At 65.7% G+C, this 14,966-nt stretch carries 23 protein-coding genes; 7 read left to right on the plus strand and 16 right to left on the minus strand.

Annotated features, from left to right (window positions below; all coding sequences use genetic code 11):
* Positions 1-26: 26 nt before the first annotated feature.
* Positions 27-1,310, plus strand: coding sequence for a recombinase family protein (locus K343_RS22215; RefSeq protein ID WP_051278439.1), 1,284 nt, complete (start codon positions 27-29; stop codon positions 1,308-1,310).
* A 190-nt stretch (positions 1,311-1,500) separates the two neighbouring features.
* Here the strand turns inward: K343_RS22215 and K343_RS24115 are convergent, their stop codons facing one another.
* From K343_RS24115 to K343_RS24605, 16 genes are all read right to left on the minus strand, one after another.
* Positions 1,501-2,856: a phage head morphogenesis protein gene (locus K343_RS24115; RefSeq protein WP_084615901.1), complete on the minus strand. Its 1,356-nt coding sequence runs from the start codon at positions 2,854-2,856 to the stop codon at positions 1,501-1,503.
* The gene (locus K343_RS24595) at positions 2,856-3,305 is read right to left on the minus strand and encodes a phage virion morphogenesis protein (RefSeq protein WP_051278441.1); all 450 of its coding nucleotides are present in this window, start codon (positions 3,303-3,305) and stop codon (positions 2,856-2,858) included. The genes K343_RS24115 and K343_RS24595 overlap by 1 nt, the downstream gene beginning before the upstream one ends.
* A gap of 1 nt (position 3,306) precedes the next feature.
* Positions 3,307-4,923, minus strand: coding sequence for a DUF935 domain-containing protein (locus K343_RS24600; RefSeq protein WP_028008650.1), 1,617 nt, complete (start codon positions 4,921-4,923; stop codon positions 3,307-3,309).
* The gene (locus K343_RS22230) at positions 4,923-6,341 is read right to left on the minus strand and encodes a phage terminase large subunit family protein (protein ID WP_084615903.1); all 1,419 of its coding nucleotides are present in this window, start codon (positions 6,339-6,341) and stop codon (positions 4,923-4,925) included. Before K343_RS22230 ends, K343_RS24600 begins: the two co-directional genes overlap by 1 nt.
* Positions 6,338-6,910: a DUF3486 family protein gene (locus tag K343_RS22235; RefSeq protein WP_051278443.1), complete on the minus strand. Its 573-nt coding sequence runs from the start codon at positions 6,908-6,910 to the stop codon at positions 6,338-6,340. The genes K343_RS22230 and K343_RS22235 overlap by 4 nt, the downstream gene beginning before the upstream one ends.
* A 1-nt stretch (position 6,911) precedes the next feature.
* Entirely contained in the window at positions 6,912-7,214 is a 303-nt protein-coding gene (locus K343_RS0114225; RefSeq protein WP_028008651.1) for a VpaChn25_0724 family phage protein, read from the minus strand.
* Between the two features lie 3 nt (positions 7,215-7,217).
* Positions 7,218-7,574 (minus strand): DUF2730 family protein, encoded by a 357-nt coding sequence (locus K343_RS0114230; RefSeq protein ID WP_028008652.1) that lies wholly within the window; start codon positions 7,572-7,574, stop codon positions 7,218-7,220.
* The gene (locus K343_RS23530) at positions 7,571-8,164 is read right to left on the minus strand and encodes a hypothetical protein (protein ID WP_028008653.1); all 594 of its coding nucleotides are present in this window, start codon (positions 8,162-8,164) and stop codon (positions 7,571-7,573) included. Before K343_RS23530 ends, K343_RS0114230 begins: the two co-directional genes overlap by 4 nt.
* A complete protein-coding gene (locus K343_RS0114240) occupies positions 8,161-8,376 on the minus strand; it encodes a DUF7940 domain-containing protein (RefSeq protein ID WP_043112811.1) in 216 nt (71 codons plus the stop codon). Before K343_RS0114240 ends, K343_RS23530 begins: the two co-directional genes overlap by 4 nt.
* Positions 8,376-8,618 carry a hypothetical protein gene (locus tag K343_RS0114245; RefSeq protein ID WP_154662584.1) on the minus strand — a complete coding sequence of 81 codons (243 nt, stop codon included), beginning with the start codon at positions 8,616-8,618 and terminating at the stop codon, positions 8,376-8,378. The genes K343_RS0114240 and K343_RS0114245 overlap by 1 nt, the downstream gene beginning before the upstream one ends.
* Before the next feature lie 42 nt (positions 8,619-8,660).
* Positions 8,661-9,188, minus strand: a complete 528-nt coding sequence (locus K343_RS22245; protein ID WP_161628899.1) for a lytic transglycosylase domain-containing protein — start codon at positions 9,186-9,188, stop codon at positions 8,661-8,663.
* A gap of 76 nt (positions 9,189-9,264) precedes the next feature.
* On the minus strand, positions 9,265-9,450 hold the full coding sequence (locus K343_RS0114255; RefSeq protein ID WP_043112812.1) for a hypothetical protein: 186 nt from the start codon (positions 9,448-9,450) through the stop codon (positions 9,265-9,267).
* Positions 9,451-9,452: 2 nt separating this feature from the next.
* Positions 9,453-10,535: an AcrVA2 family anti-CRISPR protein gene (locus K343_RS0114260; RefSeq protein WP_028008657.1), complete on the minus strand. Its 1,083-nt coding sequence runs from the start codon at positions 10,533-10,535 to the stop codon at positions 9,453-9,455.
* Positions 10,532-10,831 (minus strand): hypothetical protein, encoded by a 300-nt coding sequence (locus tag K343_RS0114265; RefSeq protein ID WP_028008658.1) that lies wholly within the window; start codon positions 10,829-10,831, stop codon positions 10,532-10,534. The genes K343_RS0114260 and K343_RS0114265 overlap by 4 nt, the downstream gene beginning before the upstream one ends.
* A 175-nt stretch (positions 10,832-11,006) precedes the next feature.
* Entirely contained in the window at positions 11,007-11,654 is a 648-nt protein-coding gene (locus K343_RS0114270) for a hypothetical protein (RefSeq protein ID WP_028008659.1), read from the minus strand.
* 100 nt (positions 11,655-11,754) lie between these two features.
* Complete coding sequence (locus K343_RS24605) at positions 11,755-12,204, minus strand: helix-turn-helix domain-containing protein (RefSeq protein WP_154662585.1); 450 nt, start codon at positions 12,202-12,204, stop codon at positions 11,755-11,757.
* 75 nt (positions 12,205-12,279) lie between these two features.
* On the opposite strand from K343_RS24605, the gene K343_RS25315 reads away from it, so the two are divergent.
* The 6 genes from K343_RS25315 to K343_RS0114305 are packed head-to-tail and all read left to right on the plus strand — an operon-like array spanning position 12,280 to position 14,964.
* Positions 12,280-12,510, plus strand: coding sequence for a helix-turn-helix domain-containing protein (locus K343_RS25315; RefSeq protein WP_084615905.1), 231 nt, complete (start codon positions 12,280-12,282; stop codon positions 12,508-12,510).
* 8 nt (positions 12,511-12,518) lie between these two features.
* Entirely contained in the window at positions 12,519-12,806 is a 288-nt protein-coding gene (locus K343_RS0114285) for a hypothetical protein (protein ID WP_028008660.1), read from the plus strand.
* A 7-nt stretch (positions 12,807-12,813) separates the two neighbouring features.
* Positions 12,814-13,305 (plus strand): hypothetical protein, encoded by a 492-nt coding sequence (locus K343_RS0114290; RefSeq protein ID WP_028008661.1) that lies wholly within the window; start codon positions 12,814-12,816, stop codon positions 13,303-13,305.
* 12 nt (positions 13,306-13,317) lie between these two features.
* Positions 13,318-13,608, plus strand: coding sequence for a hypothetical protein (locus K343_RS0114295; RefSeq protein ID WP_028008662.1), 291 nt, complete (start codon positions 13,318-13,320; stop codon positions 13,606-13,608).
* On the plus strand, positions 13,605-14,561 hold the full coding sequence (locus tag K343_RS0114300) for a hypothetical protein (RefSeq protein ID WP_154662586.1): 957 nt from the start codon (positions 13,605-13,607) through the stop codon (positions 14,559-14,561). The genes K343_RS0114295 and K343_RS0114300 overlap by 4 nt, the downstream gene beginning before the upstream one ends.
* A 1-nt stretch (position 14,562) precedes the next feature.
* Positions 14,563-14,964 carry a hypothetical protein gene (locus tag K343_RS0114305; RefSeq protein WP_028008664.1) on the plus strand — a complete coding sequence of 134 codons (402 nt, stop codon included), beginning with the start codon at positions 14,563-14,565 and terminating at the stop codon, positions 14,962-14,964.
* Positions 14,965-14,966 lie beyond the last annotated feature (2 nt).

Here is a 14,966-nt window from a genome sequence, read left to right on the forward strand (position 1 = left end):
CTTGTCCTCTCGAAGGAACGAACCCCATGGCCGTGAAAGCTCACCGCAGGATCGCCCGGCGCGCCGCGATCTACGCGCGCGTCTCCACCGTGCGGCAGGCGGAGCGCGAGCTCTCCATCCCGGACCAGTTGCGGCAGTTGCGCGAATACTGCGAGGCGCAGGGCGTCGAGATCGTCGACGAGTACGTCGAGCCGGGTGTGTCGGGGCGCGACGAGTCGCGAGCGGAGTTTCAGCGCATGCTGGCGCGGGCCTGCTCGGAGGAGCGGCCGTACGATTTGATTCTCGTGCATTCGTTCTCGCGCTTTGCGCGTGATGGGATGGTGTTGCAGGGGCGCTACCGCGAGCTGATGGCCTGCGGCGTCAAGCTCGATGCGATCACGCAGCCGGCGGACGATTCTCCCGAGGGCGCGGTGATGCGCTCGATCTTCGGGGCCTTCGACGAGTACCAGTCGGCGCAGAACTCCAAGCACACGCATCGCGCGATGTGCCAGTGCGCGCGCGACGGCTACTGGCCGGGCTCGCATGCGCCGGACGGCTATCGGAAGGTGCCGGCGGCGCGCGTCGGCGACAAGACGCGGTACGTGCTGCAGCCCGATCCCGCGCGGGCGCCGCTGATCGCCAGGATTTTCGAGCTGGCGGTGTCGGGCGATGGCGACGGGCCGATGGGCGTGAAGGCCATCGCCACGTGGCTCAACGCGCACGGGCATCGCACGCGCCCCGGCGGGCGCTGGGGCATCAGCACGGTCCACAAGCTGCTGACGAGCCCGACTTACATCGGCGAGCACTATTTCAATCGCAAGTCCTCGCGGACGAATCAGGAGCGACCGCGCGAGGAGTGGATCACGGTGTCGAGCGAGCCGATCATCGAGCGGGAGACGTTCGAGGCGGTCAACCGCAATCTGAAAGCCCGCGCGCCGAAAAAGATGGCGCCGCGGCTGTCGAGCAGCCCGATGCTGCTGACGGGCATCGTGAAGTGCGGGCACTGCGGCGCGGCGATGACGCAGATGACGGGCAAGAACGGGCGCTACGTCTATTACATCTGCTCGAACCGCAAGCGCACGGGAGCGAACAGCTGCACCCGCAAGAGCGTTCCGCAGCCGGTGATCGAGACGGCCGTGACCGATGCACTGGTCCATGGTGTATTGGCGCCGGCTCATATCGAAGCACTCGTGTCGGAGTGCGTGGCGCAGGTGCAGGCGCAGTCGGATCACGAAGTCCGGCAGCGGCGCGCGCAGAAGGCGCTGCTGGATGCGGAAGCGGGATTGAAGCGGCTGTACGACGGCGTGGCGGCCGTGCATCCCGACACTTGATATGGGACAAGACGGGAAGAATGGGGAAATAGCGGGAAAGCTAAGCGGGACAAGGGCTTGAGGGGAAAAGTCGGCGAAGCCGCCCGACACATGATTTGGGGCGAATTTTTGGGAGATGATGGTGTGGCGCGCCTGAATTACCGGTAAACCACTCCTTGAACGGTGGTAAAGGAAGCGCCGCAAAGCACCATCAATCAGCTCGGCGGAGCACCACGAATCGGGCCAGAGAAGAAAAGTCGGCGGCCCGCGCGCGGCGGGCGGAGCGGACCAAGTTGAGGGCGGACTTTGGAAGCTCGGTCACCAGCTCGACGTCGACAGCCAGCACCTGGCCCGCATCCTCTGCGGCGAAGAGGTAGATCAGCCTGCCAGTCTCGCGATCGAGCAGAACGCGCTCGGGCTGCATCAACGCCAGGGGAACGGCTCGCAGCTCGTCCGCGCTCAGCGCGTCAGTGCCGGACCGCGCGGCTGCGGCGACCGTGCGCTCTACCGCGATCTCGGCCGAGGCCGGTGCGGCGCCAAGCTCCCCAAGCTTACGCACCAGCGCGGGATCGACCGCGCCGATCGTCAGCGCCGGGCTGTCGGCGCCGACCGTGTCGGCCATCGGCGGAGAGCCCGACAAACCCAGCGAACGCTCGAAATCCCGCCGCAGCACCGGCAGCACGCGATCCTCCGTCAGCTGCCACACCTCGGCCCCGATATCGGCAGGCAACGCCGGAAGCTTGCGCGCAACCTGGCGGGCCTGCTGGTCGACGCGGTAGACGGCACCGGGGTTGAAATCGAAGCCCGGATCTACGCCCTTCGGCACCATTTCGGTCTGGCCGGTGCGCTTGTTCTTCCACGGCCGCAGCTCGATTGGCGGCGCGACCGTCTTCGCGGCGACGCGCTCACGCGTTACATGGCCCGTCGGCAGGCCGGTCTCCGGATTCACTTGCTGCACAGCGGGGCCGGGCACGCCATCCCTGACGAGCCGCTGATACTCGACACGGCCCACCTGCCGCCAGCCACATTTGCAGCCCCAGCCGCAGGGGCATGGGTGCGATTGCACCCAGGGATCGTCAATCGGCAGCAGCACCCCATGCCACGCGACATGCTCGGGCCGGTGCTCGGCGCTCGGCCCGAGTTCGCGCAGCACGTACGGCAGCACGCGCTTGTTGCGCTGCATCCGCTCCCACTGGCCAGTCGCGCGCGCCATGCGCATGTTGGTCTCGTAGATTTTCCGGAGCCGGGACGGGGCGCCGATCTCCGTCGTGCGGATCTCGCCGGTCGCCTCGTCGACCACGTCACGCTTTCCCCACCAGCCGGCCTTTTCCAGCTCGGGCCGGATCTGCTTGCGCCACGTGTCGAAGCTCTGGCCATCGGCCAACGCCTTGTCGAGCGAATCGCTGATCGAGCCGAGCACGTCCGCCTGCGTCACCTTCGCGACGGTGAGAGCGGCGACATGCTCGTCGCGCCAGACATCGCGGTAGTCGAACGCCGGCCGCAGCTTCTTGGCGCGGAAATACCCCAGCGCGTCCTTCGCGACCGGCGGCGTGCTCGGCTCAGCCATCAGCGCGCCAGCCGCGTGTGCTGCACTACGTCGTCGAGGAAGGCGACGACCTCCTCAGTGATCTCCTCGCCGTTCGCGTCGGACACGCCGAGCGACGGGCGCGCCGGCATCTTGCGCGTGCCGTCCTGATGAAAGCTCGCGTACTCCATGCCCTCGCCGACGAACACCGCATCGCCCTCGACGTAGTAGGCAATCGAAGTGAACAGGGAGCCGGTATCCTGCAGATAGTCCTGACTGCCTCGGCGCGTAGCCTTGTACGCAGGGCTCCACTCGGCCCATTTCTCGCCGTCAGGGCTTTCCTTTTCGTGCTTGATGCGGCGCTGCGTCTGGACTTCGACGATCGCGCCCACCCCATCGAGCAGCTCGGCACGGTCGAAGCCGCGCAGCTGCTGCAGGAATTCCTCGACCTCGTGCGCCGCGCGGAAGTCGAACTGGAGCGTCGCGGCCACGTCAGACCTGCGTCTTGTCCGTCGCGTCGCCCAGGCCGCGCGCCTTGAACGTCGCCGACGCCAGCGCGGCGACCAGTGCGGATGGCTCGACTTCGCCGAGCAGCAGCGGCAGCTTCTGCAAGAACTCTTTCTCGTCCGCGCTCTCCTGCGCCAGCTTCTCGACGGCGCCGACGATCGGCGACATCTGCTCTTCCCAGCCGTCCATCGCCAGATCGACGAGGTTGTCGATCTCGTCCTGCGTGGCCAGTTGCGGCTGCCGGCTGTTGGTCGCGCGGCGCGGCGCGCCGATCGCCTGCGCCGGATCGGTCGGCTCATCGAGCCGGTCGGCGGGCGGGATGGCCGCCGTCGTCTGCGGCTTCAGCAGTTTGATCGGTGCGTCGCCTTCTTTCGCCACGGCCGGGTCCGGCAGGCCGAGTTTGTCGCGCACCACGCTCTGCTCGACTTCGAGGCCGAGCGGCACGAGCGCGGCCAGCGAGTCCGTCAGCTGCTTCAGATCTTCCGGGTCCGGCTGCTTGATGATGATCTTCGGGTACTTCTTCTGCGGCCCGAAATTGAGATCCACGAACGGCTTGACCAGATAATGCTGGTACGTGGTGGCGAGCTGCTTGCAGTCCGCGTCGCGAATGTCGCCGCGCACCTCGTTGTGCACGCTGGCGTTGTTGCTGCCCAGCCCGGTCGATTGTGCGTCGGCCGTCATCGTCTGGCCGAGCACGATCTTGCTCATCTGCCGGTCGAGGTAATTGCAGAGCCGCTCGAAGACGTCCGCGCCGCCGTTGCCCTTCGCGGATTCCACGAAGTCGATCTTCATCGACTCCGGAATCACGCACGCCGCATCGGTGCCGATGTTCGCGACCGCGCGGCGCAGCGTGGCCACATCCTTCGCGGAGGCGTTCGCGCCGTACTTGCCCACGCGCACCGGCATGCCGAACACTTCGCAGAACGCCAGCCAGTCCTTCAGCGCATATGCCTTGCAGATGAACGCGAACGCGGCGATGCGCGCCAGGCCGTTGCGGATCGGCAGGCCGGACTTCAGGCGCGGACGGTGCACGATGTAGCGCGCCGGCTTGAGCTGCAGACCATTGATCGGGTCCGCCTCGTCACGCAGGCGCAGCTCGCGCAGCGTCGCGCGATCGAACATGAACCACGTCGGGTCCATGTACTCGATCGCCATCGGCTGCCACTGCTTTTCAGATGTGTCCCAGCGGATGCCGCCTACGCTGTAGCTTTTGCCGAGCGCATCGAGCAGATCGGCGCGCGACTGGTCGACGCAATCCAGCGCCATCATCTCGCGCACGGCGTCGGCGATCTTCACGTCGGCCGCGTCGTCGCTGGCGGCCTCGACGATCACGTCGATCGATTCCACCGCGAGCTTGCGCGTGCCGAGCACCGAGTAGTAGTGCCCCTCGCGCTCCTCCATGTCCTCGGCCAGCCGCAGATAGTTCGTCGGGTCCCAGCCGATCGACGATTCGAGCACGGCCGTCAGCTGCTCCGGAGTCATGCCGCCGGCGACGGTGCCCTGCCAGACCTGACGGATGCCGGTGAGCGACGCCTGCGGCAGCTCGCGCGTCAGCTCGGCCTGATCGTACGGCTCGCCGTACATGTCCACGATGACGCCCATTACCAGATCCCCCTGCGTGCGTTGAAGCCGGCCGTCGTGCGGATGTCGCGGCCGTCGTCGAAGTCGTCGTCGTCGAAGTGATCGCCGCTGCGCCGCTCGGCGCCGGGCCGTGCCGAGTGGTAGGCGTATTCCTGGTACGGCGTGGAGCCGGCGTGTAGCGCGAGGAAGCACGCCCAGGCGCGGTCGGCATGGCCGCCGTCGTCACGATCCGCGTCGAAGCGTGGCGCGCCAGTCGGCGTCGTCAGCCTCTTCAGCGCGTGCAGATCTGAGCGTACGGCCGGATCGCCCATCGGGATGCGGATCTTCCGATCCTCGAACTTCTGCTTGCCCTGCGTCGCCAGCATCTGCTTTGCGGCGCCGGTGAACAGCACGCCCTCGATCAGATACTCACCGTAGCGGCGCTTGGCATCTTCGACCGGCTTCTCGCCCATGCCGGTCTGGTCCATGCATACGCGGCCGACGCGGTAGTGGCGAAGCACATCGTCCAGCAGATGGTCCTGCTCGGCGAAGCTGATGCGCTTGCGCGCGATGATCTCGCGCGTCCAGAACACGTCACCCACCAGCTCTGCCACCCAGATCACGAACAGGTCATTGCGCCGGCCAATGTCGACGCCGACATAGCAGATGCCGCCCTGGTAGCCGTCCCGCGCGCCGGCCTTCTCGTTCTCGACCGCATTGATCAGGTCGTAATCGAGCCAGGCGCTGGCCTCGTCGAGCCACTGCAGCTCGAACTCCTGCCGCCACAGATCCTCGTCGTTGAGGCCCGCGCGCAGCTCGTCGATATTGCGATCAAGGCCGCCGGCGACGGCCTGATAGATATCGCAGAAATGCAGGCTCCAGACGCCGGCCTGCACGTGCCCGGAGGCGCGTAGCTCGGCCTCCATGTTGCCGGCCGTCATGATCTCGTAGAACTTGTTGCTCTTGCCGTTCGGCGTGCTGATCACGCGCAGCAGAAGATCGTTGCGCGAGATGACCGGGAACAGCGCGCCCCAGATCTTCTTGCTGTCCACGTGAAACCCGAACTCGTCGAGCAGCACGTTGGCGGTGAAGCCGCGCGCCGTGTCAGGGTTCGCGGGCAAGCCGGTGATGCGCGAGCCGCCGGGCAGCAACACCTCAAGCGCCTTGTCCTCCATCCCTTCATAGGGAATTTCAAGCGCCTTAAAGCCAGCTTCGTACTGCGACAGATGGGCCTTCACGCCCTCTTCGATTGCCTCGCGCGCCTGGCGCTCGCCGCGCGATAGGATCACCCAGCGCCGCTTGCCACCGTTCAGCTCATGGTCGAGACAGTCGTCGACCAGCTCCAGCGTCGAGCTGTACGTCTTGCCGGACTGGCGGGACATCATCATCGCCTTGAAGCGCGCGCGGTCCTTGACCCACACGCGTTGGCGTTGATGCAGCCGGACGATCGGCGCGCTCATGCTTCACCGCGGATCGCTTCGCGCACCAGTTTCAGCGCCTCGGCGTCGAGCTTGCGCGGCCCCGCGGCGAGCTTCTTCTCGACGTTCTTCTCCGCCTCGGCAAGCACCGCCTCCCGCAGTTTCTTCTCGCGCTCCAGGCTCCACTTGCCGGCCGCTTCAAGGCGCTGCATCGCAAGCGACAACGTCGAAATGATCTTCGGGTCCAGCTTCACCGGATTGCCGTCTTCGTCGAGCGTGCCGACGCTGTTCGCGAGGCCCTCGGTCGCGTCGAACGCGAGCGTGCGCAGCAGCTCCATCACGATCTTGCCGATGTCGCCCTCGGGCTCGCGGCCGAGCTGCTCGGCCCACACGGACGCGACAGCGCGGGACTGCCGCAGGCGCTCGCCGATCTTCTCGACGCTCTGGCTGTAGCGGCCGAGCGCCGAGCGGCTGGGCGGCTTGATCTTCGGGAAGCGCGTCCGCAGCTCCGCGCGGATCTCGTCGAGCGTGTAGCCGCCGTCGCCGAGCAGCTCGTCGATCAGCTTGCGGACATCCTTGTCCTGAGCGCGGATGCTGGACTTGCGCGGCATCTCAGTCGCCCGGTCCGCGATGCTTCACGCCCGGCACATGCGCGCGGCCAGCGGCCACGTCGAAGCCGCGCGTCGTCAGCTTGGCCACGCTCAGCAGCGGCGTGACGGTGCGCAGTTTCAGCAGGCCCTGCTCATCCAGCCAGGTCAGCTGCGTGTTGACGAAGTCGCGCGACGCGTTGAGGCCGAAGTGACACACCGCATCGGCGATGATCGAGTTGTTGGCCTCGTAACTGCCGACCGCTTCCGACAGCAGCCGCAGGATGCACAGTCGCACGTGTTCCGCGAAGGTTTCCCGATAAGACATGGCTCAATCCTTGGCGTTGAGCAGATGCTCGTGAATGGCCGCAAGCAAGTGGTTGGTCTGCTGCGTCTGGCCTTCGAGTCGTGAGATACGGCCGCCCACTTCCGACACCTGCTGCGCCAGCGCCACGAGATCGGAATGCTTCGGCGCGCGCTGTAGCTCGGTTTCGATGCGTGTGAGGCGGTCGCCGTGCTGGTGCAGTTCCTTCTTGTTCTCCGCATGCGCAAGCGTGTACTCGTCGCGTCGGACGAAGTTCTTGCTTGCCCAGAGCATCAAGACGGTTCCCGCGCCGGACAGCAGCGTCAGCAGTACCGCCCAGATGAACTTCAGGGTATCGAACGCTTCCGGCGTCAGAAATTTCATCGCGCGCCCCCCGGCAACGTTTTGAGAAACTCGATCGCCGCCGCGCATTGCAGGCGATCGTTGTGCGTCAGCTCGGCGTTTTCGACGTGGTTGACGAGGACGGTTTGCTGATCGAGGCCTTCGGCGATGAGATCGTCTCCGTCAGTGGGATCGGTGTGCTCAGCGGCTTGATCAGCTCCGCCGGCACCGTCGGCAGGACGGGGCATGAGGGCTGCGTCCCACACGCGCAGAAAGCCGCGAGTGAAAAGGCACTGAGGCAGCGGCTGAGGTGCCGCGCCAGGCGCGGTGCGGTAAACGGTGACGACACGGGGCACCTCCTGTTTCAGCGTGCGATAGACGATCTCGCCCTGGCCGCGGCGCAGCACGTAATCGCCGACGATGCCGTTGACCTGCTCGCCGAAAGCGAGCAGCTGCGCCAGGGCGGCAATGCGTGCGTCCTTGGCCTCATGCAGCGCCTGCGCATCGCGCGCGGTCCAGCCCATGTGGTACGCGAGCCAGAACGGACCGACGACGGCCAGCACAAGCACGACGGCCGCGATCGCCGCGGCCACCAGCTTGCCGACCTTGCCGACGAGCCAGGCCCAGATCACGGCGACGCCTTCTGCGGCTGATCGAGCAGCCGACCGACGAAGCCGCAGACGAGCGCCAGCATCGTCATCGCATGGATCAGCCAGTCCGGCGCCAGCGCCTTGAACTCCGGCGGTAGCTCCAGCCACGTGGCCTGCATTGCGAAAGCGATCGCCAGGCAATGCGTGGAATACCAGCGCCACGCGTCGCGCCAGTCCGGCACCAGGCGCGGCATCACGACCGCACCCGCTGCTTGTGGCGCGCGACGTTACGGCGCTTCGCGGCCTTGCGCTTCTCGATCGCGGTGCAGGTCCAGGGCTTCTTGCGGTAGCCGTAGTGCACGCGCATGTCGCGCAGCAGCAAGCCGCCGAGCAGGCCGCCGCGATAGATGCGCGGCATCGACTGCCCGCGCATGATCGCCGGCTTGCTGAGCATCACCTGCGAAAGCGGGAGCCCGGCCCCGAGACCGAGGCCCATGACGACTGCGGCAGTGAACGCCGCACGGTTCAGAGTGCCCATTCAAAGCCCCTTGAAGCCGCCGAGACGCTCGACGGCATCGACGTAGTCCTGGTTCTCGAAACGCCCCGCGGTGCCCTGGTAGCGGGGAGAGCCGGCGTTGTACGCGGCGACCGCGCCGCGAAGCCCATGCGTCGCGGAGAAGCGCTTGATGAGCGCAGCGAGGTGCCGGCATCCGTAGTCGAGGCCGGTCATCGGATCGCACAACGCGGGGAAAAAGCCGGTGAAGCCCAGCTCGCGCGCGACCGCGCCCATGATCTGCATCAAGCCCCAGCTCGTCTGCTGGCCGATCCACTCCGTACGGATCGAATGCCCGCGCGGCGCATTGAACAGCGGCGCCGGGTTGCGATCAGCCGCGACCGATGTGCTGACTTTGTACGGCTGATTTCGCGCAACGTCCCACAGATACGGGTAAGCCGGCTCGACGCGCATTGCGAAGCGATCGCCGCCGGACTCCTTGAGCACAATGGCCGAGACGAGCTGCGGCGGCAGCTGGTACTTGGGAGCGATGACGGAGATGTAGGCGTCCATGCGGCGCAGCATCGCGCGCGCGTGAACTTCGAACAGCCGGGGAAACGTTTCGCCCCGCGCGAAGCGGGGCGAAGGGTCAGCGGCGTGCGGAGCGTATCAGCAGATGCTCCAGCGCGGCACGTTGCGAGCCGTGCTGTGCAGCGAGCCGGTCAAGCTCGGCGATCGCAATCTCATCGCGCAAGATGATCGCTACCTGCCGGCCGCGCTCGCGCTGCAGTGCTTTGCGCTCGGCGTCGGTCTTGGGCTGCTTTCGCATCGGCATGATCAACTCTTAACGGGCCGCACGACAGCCGGCATCGCATTGTAGTCGTCGACGTTGACCGGCGTCGGCGGCAGCCAGCGCAGATCGCGCCGCCGCTGTGCGGCCGGGATCTCGGTCTTGTCATCGCGCAGCCGTGGACCGCTCAGGATCGTGTGCCAGTGCGCGCGGCGGACATGCGCGCGAACCTGGCGGCCGGTCTCGTCACCGCCGGCGCTGCCGCGCGCTGCGGCTGCGCGCAACGCGGCGCCGAGGCGCACGCCGACGTCCCACTCGGCCGGGCCGTCAGCGGGAAACAGCCGCCAGCCGTCGCGGCGGGTCCGCACGGGCTGCGGATTGCTCGGCACCGCCGGCGTGCCGCGACGTGTGATGTCGGGATCAGCGCAGAGGTACAGCAGCAGCGAGACGAGTGGCGCGATCGTCGGCGCGGTCTGCGTGGCGACATCATCGGCGGCGGCGCCGAGCTGTATGCCGAGCTGCGCGGCCTGGCGCGAGCCGCTGGCGACTGTCATGCCGATAGCGGTCTGCAGGTCCGGGGCCGTGATGATGAGAGGGATCGGCACAAGCGAATCATCGGCAAACGGCTGCCGCGGATCGTCAGCGCAATCGAGCAGCAGCCGCAACTCCGGCATGCCATTGCGCGCGATATCGTATTCGAGGTGCACGAAAAAGCCATGCAGGGGGCGCTCGCTCCATCGAGTCGTTTCAGGGTCGGTCTCGATATAGACACACCATTCCGGGAGTCGGTACAGATGAGCCGTCGGCAGGTCGCCGTCCAGCGGCGTACGCAGCACTTCATCGCGCAGCGTCGCATCGTAGCGATAGATGCCCTGCGTCATGCGCCAGGTCGCCAGCGCAGTGATGATCGCGGGGTGAGATGCGCGATCGAGCGACAGACGGCCGCCGCCGCTCGCGATCGCGTAGCCGGCGGCGATCGGCATGTAGCACCAGTCTGGCCAGTCGAAATCCGCCGCGGCGCCGCGGTCGCGCCGGAACGCGTCGAACTGCTGCCAGGCCTGCGGGTAGAAGCTACCCGCCGACTCCAAGAGCCGGCGGGCGCGGTGGGTGCGACGCTGGAACTGCGTCATTCAGCGTCGCTCGGAAAGCCCATCGCGATGAGCGCGCGCTGCGTGATGCGGACATCCTGCGCGGACGCGCAGCCGTGGCCGATGCGATCGCAGAACGCGTCATAGCCCTCGTCGCTCAGCGTGAGCGACGGGACCGTGCGGTACTGCATCTTGCCTTCGCCGTCGCGGTAGCCGTAGCGGACAGCGTGGCCGCCAACAGTTTCCGCTTCCAGCTGATAGCCGCTCTCCGTCTTGTAGACCGCAACCTGCTTGCCCGCGATGGCGGCATTTCCGAGGAACTTGACGAACTTCTTCATGGGTAACGCTCCTTTCGAGGTCTCCCGGGAACTCGCCCCCGGTGGGCGGCGGTGATTGATCACCGTGAGGCCATCATAAATCGGGACTAGTCACGATGCAAGCCGCAGTGACTACCGTTCGTCGGCTGGCTCACCGAATCCCCTGCAGCGAACTCTGCACGGCAGCGCTACTCGTCTACGGCTCTGCTACCTCGACAACCTCTTTCGAGATTTCCTTGCGGTCGACGTTGCCATCGTCGTCGACCCACAGTGACCATCGCTGTGTGGTCTTGGTGATGATCTCCTTCTTGTTGCGGTATCTGCCGGTGTAAGTCGGATAGGAGTTCTCCGCGTAATACGGCTCCAGTTCTCCGCTCATGGCGTCGTCCATGATGCCGCTCGCAACGATGCCCGGCTCATTGCGTATGAAGGTCGCGTCTCGATAGCGACCGTTGTAGTAGGTGGCGATCTTGAGGTACTCACAAGGCGTCTCGCATTGAACGAGCATTGAACCGACCCCCTTGCCCACAAGGACTTGATGGATATTTCCCCGCTTCCCGAGATAGCGGGCCATGACCAGGGGCGCGACTGCAGTACCGGCAGATGTATCGTTCTGGCTCAGCGCACGCTCGTAGCCATATTCGAGCTTTTCACGCACTGCATATACATGGGTTTTGGGCGCCGCTACCGACGCCTGCTCCGTTGCCGGCTCCGCATGCATCTCCGCCTGCGGCATGCCTGGTTGGTCCTGACGCGACGGCATCTTTGCGAATTCAAACATCGCTGTGCTGCCGATCGCCAGCCCGATGGCCAGTGAGACAACTACCGCGATCGCGATCTTCATGCGTGCTCCCGGACACTTTGTGACTGACCATCGCGCAAGCGTTACAGCATGCACCGCCTATACCTCGCCATCTGTGAGGTCCATCAAGCCGCTGGCGCCGCTATTTACCACCCTTTGTCGGTGCACTGTTCAGCTGGCCAATGGATAGCGCGCGCCCCCCCGCGACAAATGCTCTTGCCTCGTCCTTCGTTGCGCGTTGCTCCACGATCCAATTCGCAAGAATCCTTATCTGATCGATAGCCAACTTCCCTTGAAGGTCGAACTCATCCAGTAGCTCTACCACTATCGCTACCGCTTCGGCTGCATCGATGGCAGGCCGCAAGTTGCTATCGAGTTCGGCCCGAACGCCAGTGAGCACATAAAGGGCATCAACGCCTGCGGCCATAAGTGCAGATAACTGCATCACTGTCGGCGAAGAAACACCCTTCTCCCAATCGATAACTGTGCGCTTTGCAGCGCCCGCTATCTCCCCGAATGCCGGCTGGCTCAAGCCAAGCCTTGTGCGCTCTTCGCGCAGCCGCTCCCCAGTTGGGCGGATATCTGCACTCATGACACTTGACTGGTGCAGATTTCTGCACCATCATTAGCCCAACACGAGCCAACAGGGCCAATTGGGTTGCCGGTTATGACGCCACTGCAAATTCGCATCGAGTTAATCCGTAAGGGTTACACCGTTATTGAGCTGGCTCGCGCGAAAGGCGTGCCGAGCAGCTCCATGAAGAACACTGTCAACGGGCACGGCTTCTCCTTGCGCGCCGCAGTGGTAGTCGCCGACACCATCGGCAAAGACGTACAGGAAGTTTTCCCGGGCCGTGGTGAGCATGGTCGTGGGCGTCCAGTAACTCGGCGTGCCTGAGCTTCGGTATGACCGACGACACCTTCTATACAGCTGCGATCCGCTTCTCCAAGGCCGATCTCAAGCGGATCGACATGGCTGATGCCGCTGTTAGTGGTGAAGAGCGGCGGCTCATCGACCGCGCGCTCGCAGAGTCCGACCCGCACGCCAAAGCTCACCTCCTTGATCGCGTCCGCGAATGGCGCTGTGCCAGCGAAGTACTGGAGCGCCTGCGCGTCGACATGCAGCAAGCCATCCAGCGCGCAGCGAGGCAGCGCTACTACCGGGCGAAGAAAGCCAGAAATGGTCGGAGCTGAGATCCGCATGAACAAATCGTCCCACAAGCCGGCCGCTGCGTCACGGGTAGAGACCGCAGATCTTTTCACCGGCATTCAAGGGGATTTCTTCCAGCGACTGGAAGACGAGCCCCAGCTGCCGGCGGATCTCGACATCCACTACGAGCTGCTCGCGGCGCTGACCGCCGCGCTCAAGCTCGCCCGCGAGCGGGGCATGACGCGCTCGCGCGTCGTCGACGAGATGAACCGGCTGATGCCGGAGCTGCGCAAGAAGATCACCTATCGCCAGCTCGACGCCTGGACGGCCGCGAGCCAGGAATACAAGGAATTCCCCGCGCGTTTCATCCCCGCGTTCTGCGCTGCGACGCGGTGCGACCTGCCGCTGCGCGTGATGGCGCAGCCGCTGGGGCGCGTGCTGATGGATGCCCACGAGGCCGCGGCAAAGCGCATCGGCGAGCTGCGCATCGCCGGCGCCGCGATCAAGCGCGAAGAACGCGCACTCACTCGACAACACACATAAGGACGACGGGGCATGGGGGATTACTCCACACGATCACTGCTGCGCGGGCTCACGCCCCAGCAGCTCCGCGAGCGCGCCGCGCACGCACAGCACCAGCAGCGCGCGGCGGCGCTCAACGCAATCGAGCAGTTGCGCAAGGCCGACGACTACGGCGCCGAGGCGCTGGCCCTAATGACGCTCGCCGTCGTCACTGAGCGCGCCAATCACAAACAGCTCCCCCCGTCCGGCCGCACCCCCGCGGCCGGGCAACTCCCCGGCGGCGACGGCCGCCGGGGCCTTCTGAACAGCGAGAGGAAACCATGACGAAGAAAGCGACCGCAGTCGCAGAGGTCAAATCGGAAAACGTTGTCCAATTTGTGGACGCGCTGCTGCGCGTTCCGGATCTGCCGGATGCGGGCGCCTACTTCGAGGAGGGTATCCGCTCATTCTCCCGCTCGGGCATGGAGATGGCCCGCGCCGGCCGTTGCTGGCAGATCGCCAAGGACAAGATCGGACACGGCGGCTTCCTGGAAGCGATCCGCAAGGCCGGGCTGGAAGAGCGCTCGGTGCGGTATGCCATGCAGCTCTCCGAATTCCTCGGCCGCCTGCCGGAGCCGGAAGCCAAGAAGCTGGCCGCGCAGCCGTACACCAAAGTGCTCGCGCTGGCACAGGCGGACCCGGAAGTGGTCGAGGACATCATCGAGTCAGGCGAGACGGAGGAGTTTGTCGGCCTCTCGGTGCGGCAGCTCAAGGAGCGCTTGAAAGCGTCCGAGCATAAGCGGATCAACGCCGAGAACCGCGTAGACATGCTCAAGGGCCGCGTCGAACAGCTCGACCGCCAAGCCGAACGCGCGCTCATCGACTCGGACCTGCCGCCCTTCGCGCGCGCCGTGCGCCACGAAGCACTCGCTATCAGCGACGAAATGATGTTCGGCCTTGAGAATCTCGAAGCCATTGCCGGCCAGCATCTCTTTGCCGAGGTGAAGCATCCGCTGGCCTCGAAGTGGCAACCCATCGCCGCGAAGAACGTCTACGTCTCCGTGGGCGCCGTCGTCAGCCGCGCGCTCGCGCTGATGAACGCGGTGCGCGAGCAGTACGGCGATGAAGTCGCCGGCGCCATCACGCTCGACGATCAGCTCACGCCACCCGAGCTGCAGCTGCTCAATGAATGGCGCGAGCGCATCGTGGCGGTGGCGAAGTCGAAGGCCAAGCAGCGCGAGGACGAGCGCGAGAACACCACGCCCGGCAAGCGCGGCGCGAAGCGCAAGGGGGCCTGACATGTCGCTCTCTACTGTCGATCTCGCGCTCGCCGCAGCTGCACGCCGCAATCAGTTGCTGAGGCCGGCGCTGATCCGTATCGATCAAGGGTGCAGTGTTCGTGCCGCTGCGGAGTGGCTGCATACCTGCACCCCCGATGCGCCACAGGCGGCGACGTTGGAACGCTGGCTGCGCGCGGTACAAAAACTGGGGCTCAACGGCCTGCTCTCGCAGCATCGAGGCGCGAAGCGCAAGGACGGTCTAGCCTCGGACTCAGCGGAGCGGATGGGTCGGCACTTTTACCAACAGAGCCGAATCGACGAAGCCCGCCGCGCGCGCCTGGAATATCAGCTGAAGCGTCAAGCGGCGCACCTGCAGTCGCTCGGGCTGCAGCCGCTCGATCTACAGTCGCCCGGGCAGTGACG

The organism is Solimonas flava DSM 18980 (assembly GCF_000426685.1).
In the GTDB taxonomy this organism is placed as follows: Bacteria; Pseudomonadota; Gammaproteobacteria; order Nevskiales; family Nevskiaceae; genus Solimonas; species Solimonas flava.

Coding starts and splice junctions, on each gene's coding strand:
- K343_RS22215 (WP_051278439.1), top strand. CDS start 27: ATGGCCGTGAAAGCTCACCGCAGGATCGCCCGGCGCGCCGCGATCTAC.
- K343_RS24115 (WP_084615901.1), bottom strand. CDS start 2,856: ATGGCTGAGCCGAGCACGCCGCCGGTCGCGAAGGACGCGCTGGGGTAT.
- K343_RS24600 (WP_028008650.1), bottom strand. CDS start 4,923: ATGGGCGTCATCGTGGACATGTACGGCGAGCCGTACGATCAGGCCGAG.
- K343_RS22230 (WP_084615903.1), bottom strand. CDS start 6,341: ATGAGCGCGCCGATCGTCCGGCTGCATCAACGCCAACGCGTGTGGGTC.
- K343_RS22235 (WP_051278443.1), bottom strand. CDS start 6,910: ATGCCGCGCAAGTCCAGCATCCGCGCTCAGGACAAGGATGTCCGCAAG.
- K343_RS0114225 (WP_028008651.1), bottom strand. CDS start 7,214: ATGTCTTATCGGGAAACCTTCGCGGAACACGTGCGACTGTGCATCCTG.
- K343_RS0114230 (WP_028008652.1), bottom strand. CDS start 7,574: ATGAAATTTCTGACGCCGGAAGCGTTCGATACCCTGAAGTTCATCTGG.
- K343_RS0114240 (WP_043112811.1), bottom strand. CDS start 8,376: ATGCCGCGCCTGGTGCCGGACTGGCGCGACGCGTGGCGCTGGTATTCC.
- K343_RS0114245 (WP_154662584.1), bottom strand. CDS start 8,618: ATGGGCCTCGGTCTCGGGGCCGGGCTCCCGCTTTCGCAGGTGATGCTC.
- K343_RS22245 (WP_161628899.1), bottom strand. CDS start 9,188: ATGGACGCCTACATCTCCGTCATCGCTCCCAAGTACCAGCTGCCGCCG.
- K343_RS0114255 (WP_043112812.1), bottom strand. CDS start 9,450: ATGCCGATGCGAAAGCAGCCCAAGACCGACGCCGAGCGCAAAGCACTG.
- K343_RS0114260 (WP_028008657.1), bottom strand. CDS start 10,535: ATGACGCAGTTCCAGCGTCGCACCCACCGCGCCCGCCGGCTCTTGGAG.
- K343_RS0114265 (WP_028008658.1), bottom strand. CDS start 10,831: ATGAAGAAGTTCGTCAAGTTCCTCGGAAATGCCGCCATCGCGGGCAAG.
- K343_RS0114270 (WP_028008659.1), bottom strand. CDS start 11,654: ATGAAGATCGCGATCGCGGTAGTTGTCTCACTGGCCATCGGGCTGGCG.
- K343_RS24605 (WP_154662585.1), bottom strand. CDS start 12,204: ATGAGTGCAGATATCCGCCCAACTGGGGAGCGGCTGCGCGAAGAGCGC.
- K343_RS25315 (WP_084615905.1), top strand. CDS start 12,280: ATGACGCCACTGCAAATTCGCATCGAGTTAATCCGTAAGGGTTACACC.
- K343_RS0114285 (WP_028008660.1), top strand. CDS start 12,519: ATGACCGACGACACCTTCTATACAGCTGCGATCCGCTTCTCCAAGGCC.
- K343_RS0114290 (WP_028008661.1), top strand. CDS start 12,814: ATGAACAAATCGTCCCACAAGCCGGCCGCTGCGTCACGGGTAGAGACC.
- K343_RS0114295 (WP_028008662.1), top strand. CDS start 13,318: ATGGGGGATTACTCCACACGATCACTGCTGCGCGGGCTCACGCCCCAG.
- K343_RS0114300 (WP_154662586.1), top strand. CDS start 13,605: ATGACGAAGAAAGCGACCGCAGTCGCAGAGGTCAAATCGGAAAACGTT.
- K343_RS0114305 (WP_028008664.1), top strand. CDS start 14,563: ATGTCGCTCTCTACTGTCGATCTCGCGCTCGCCGCAGCTGCACGCCGC.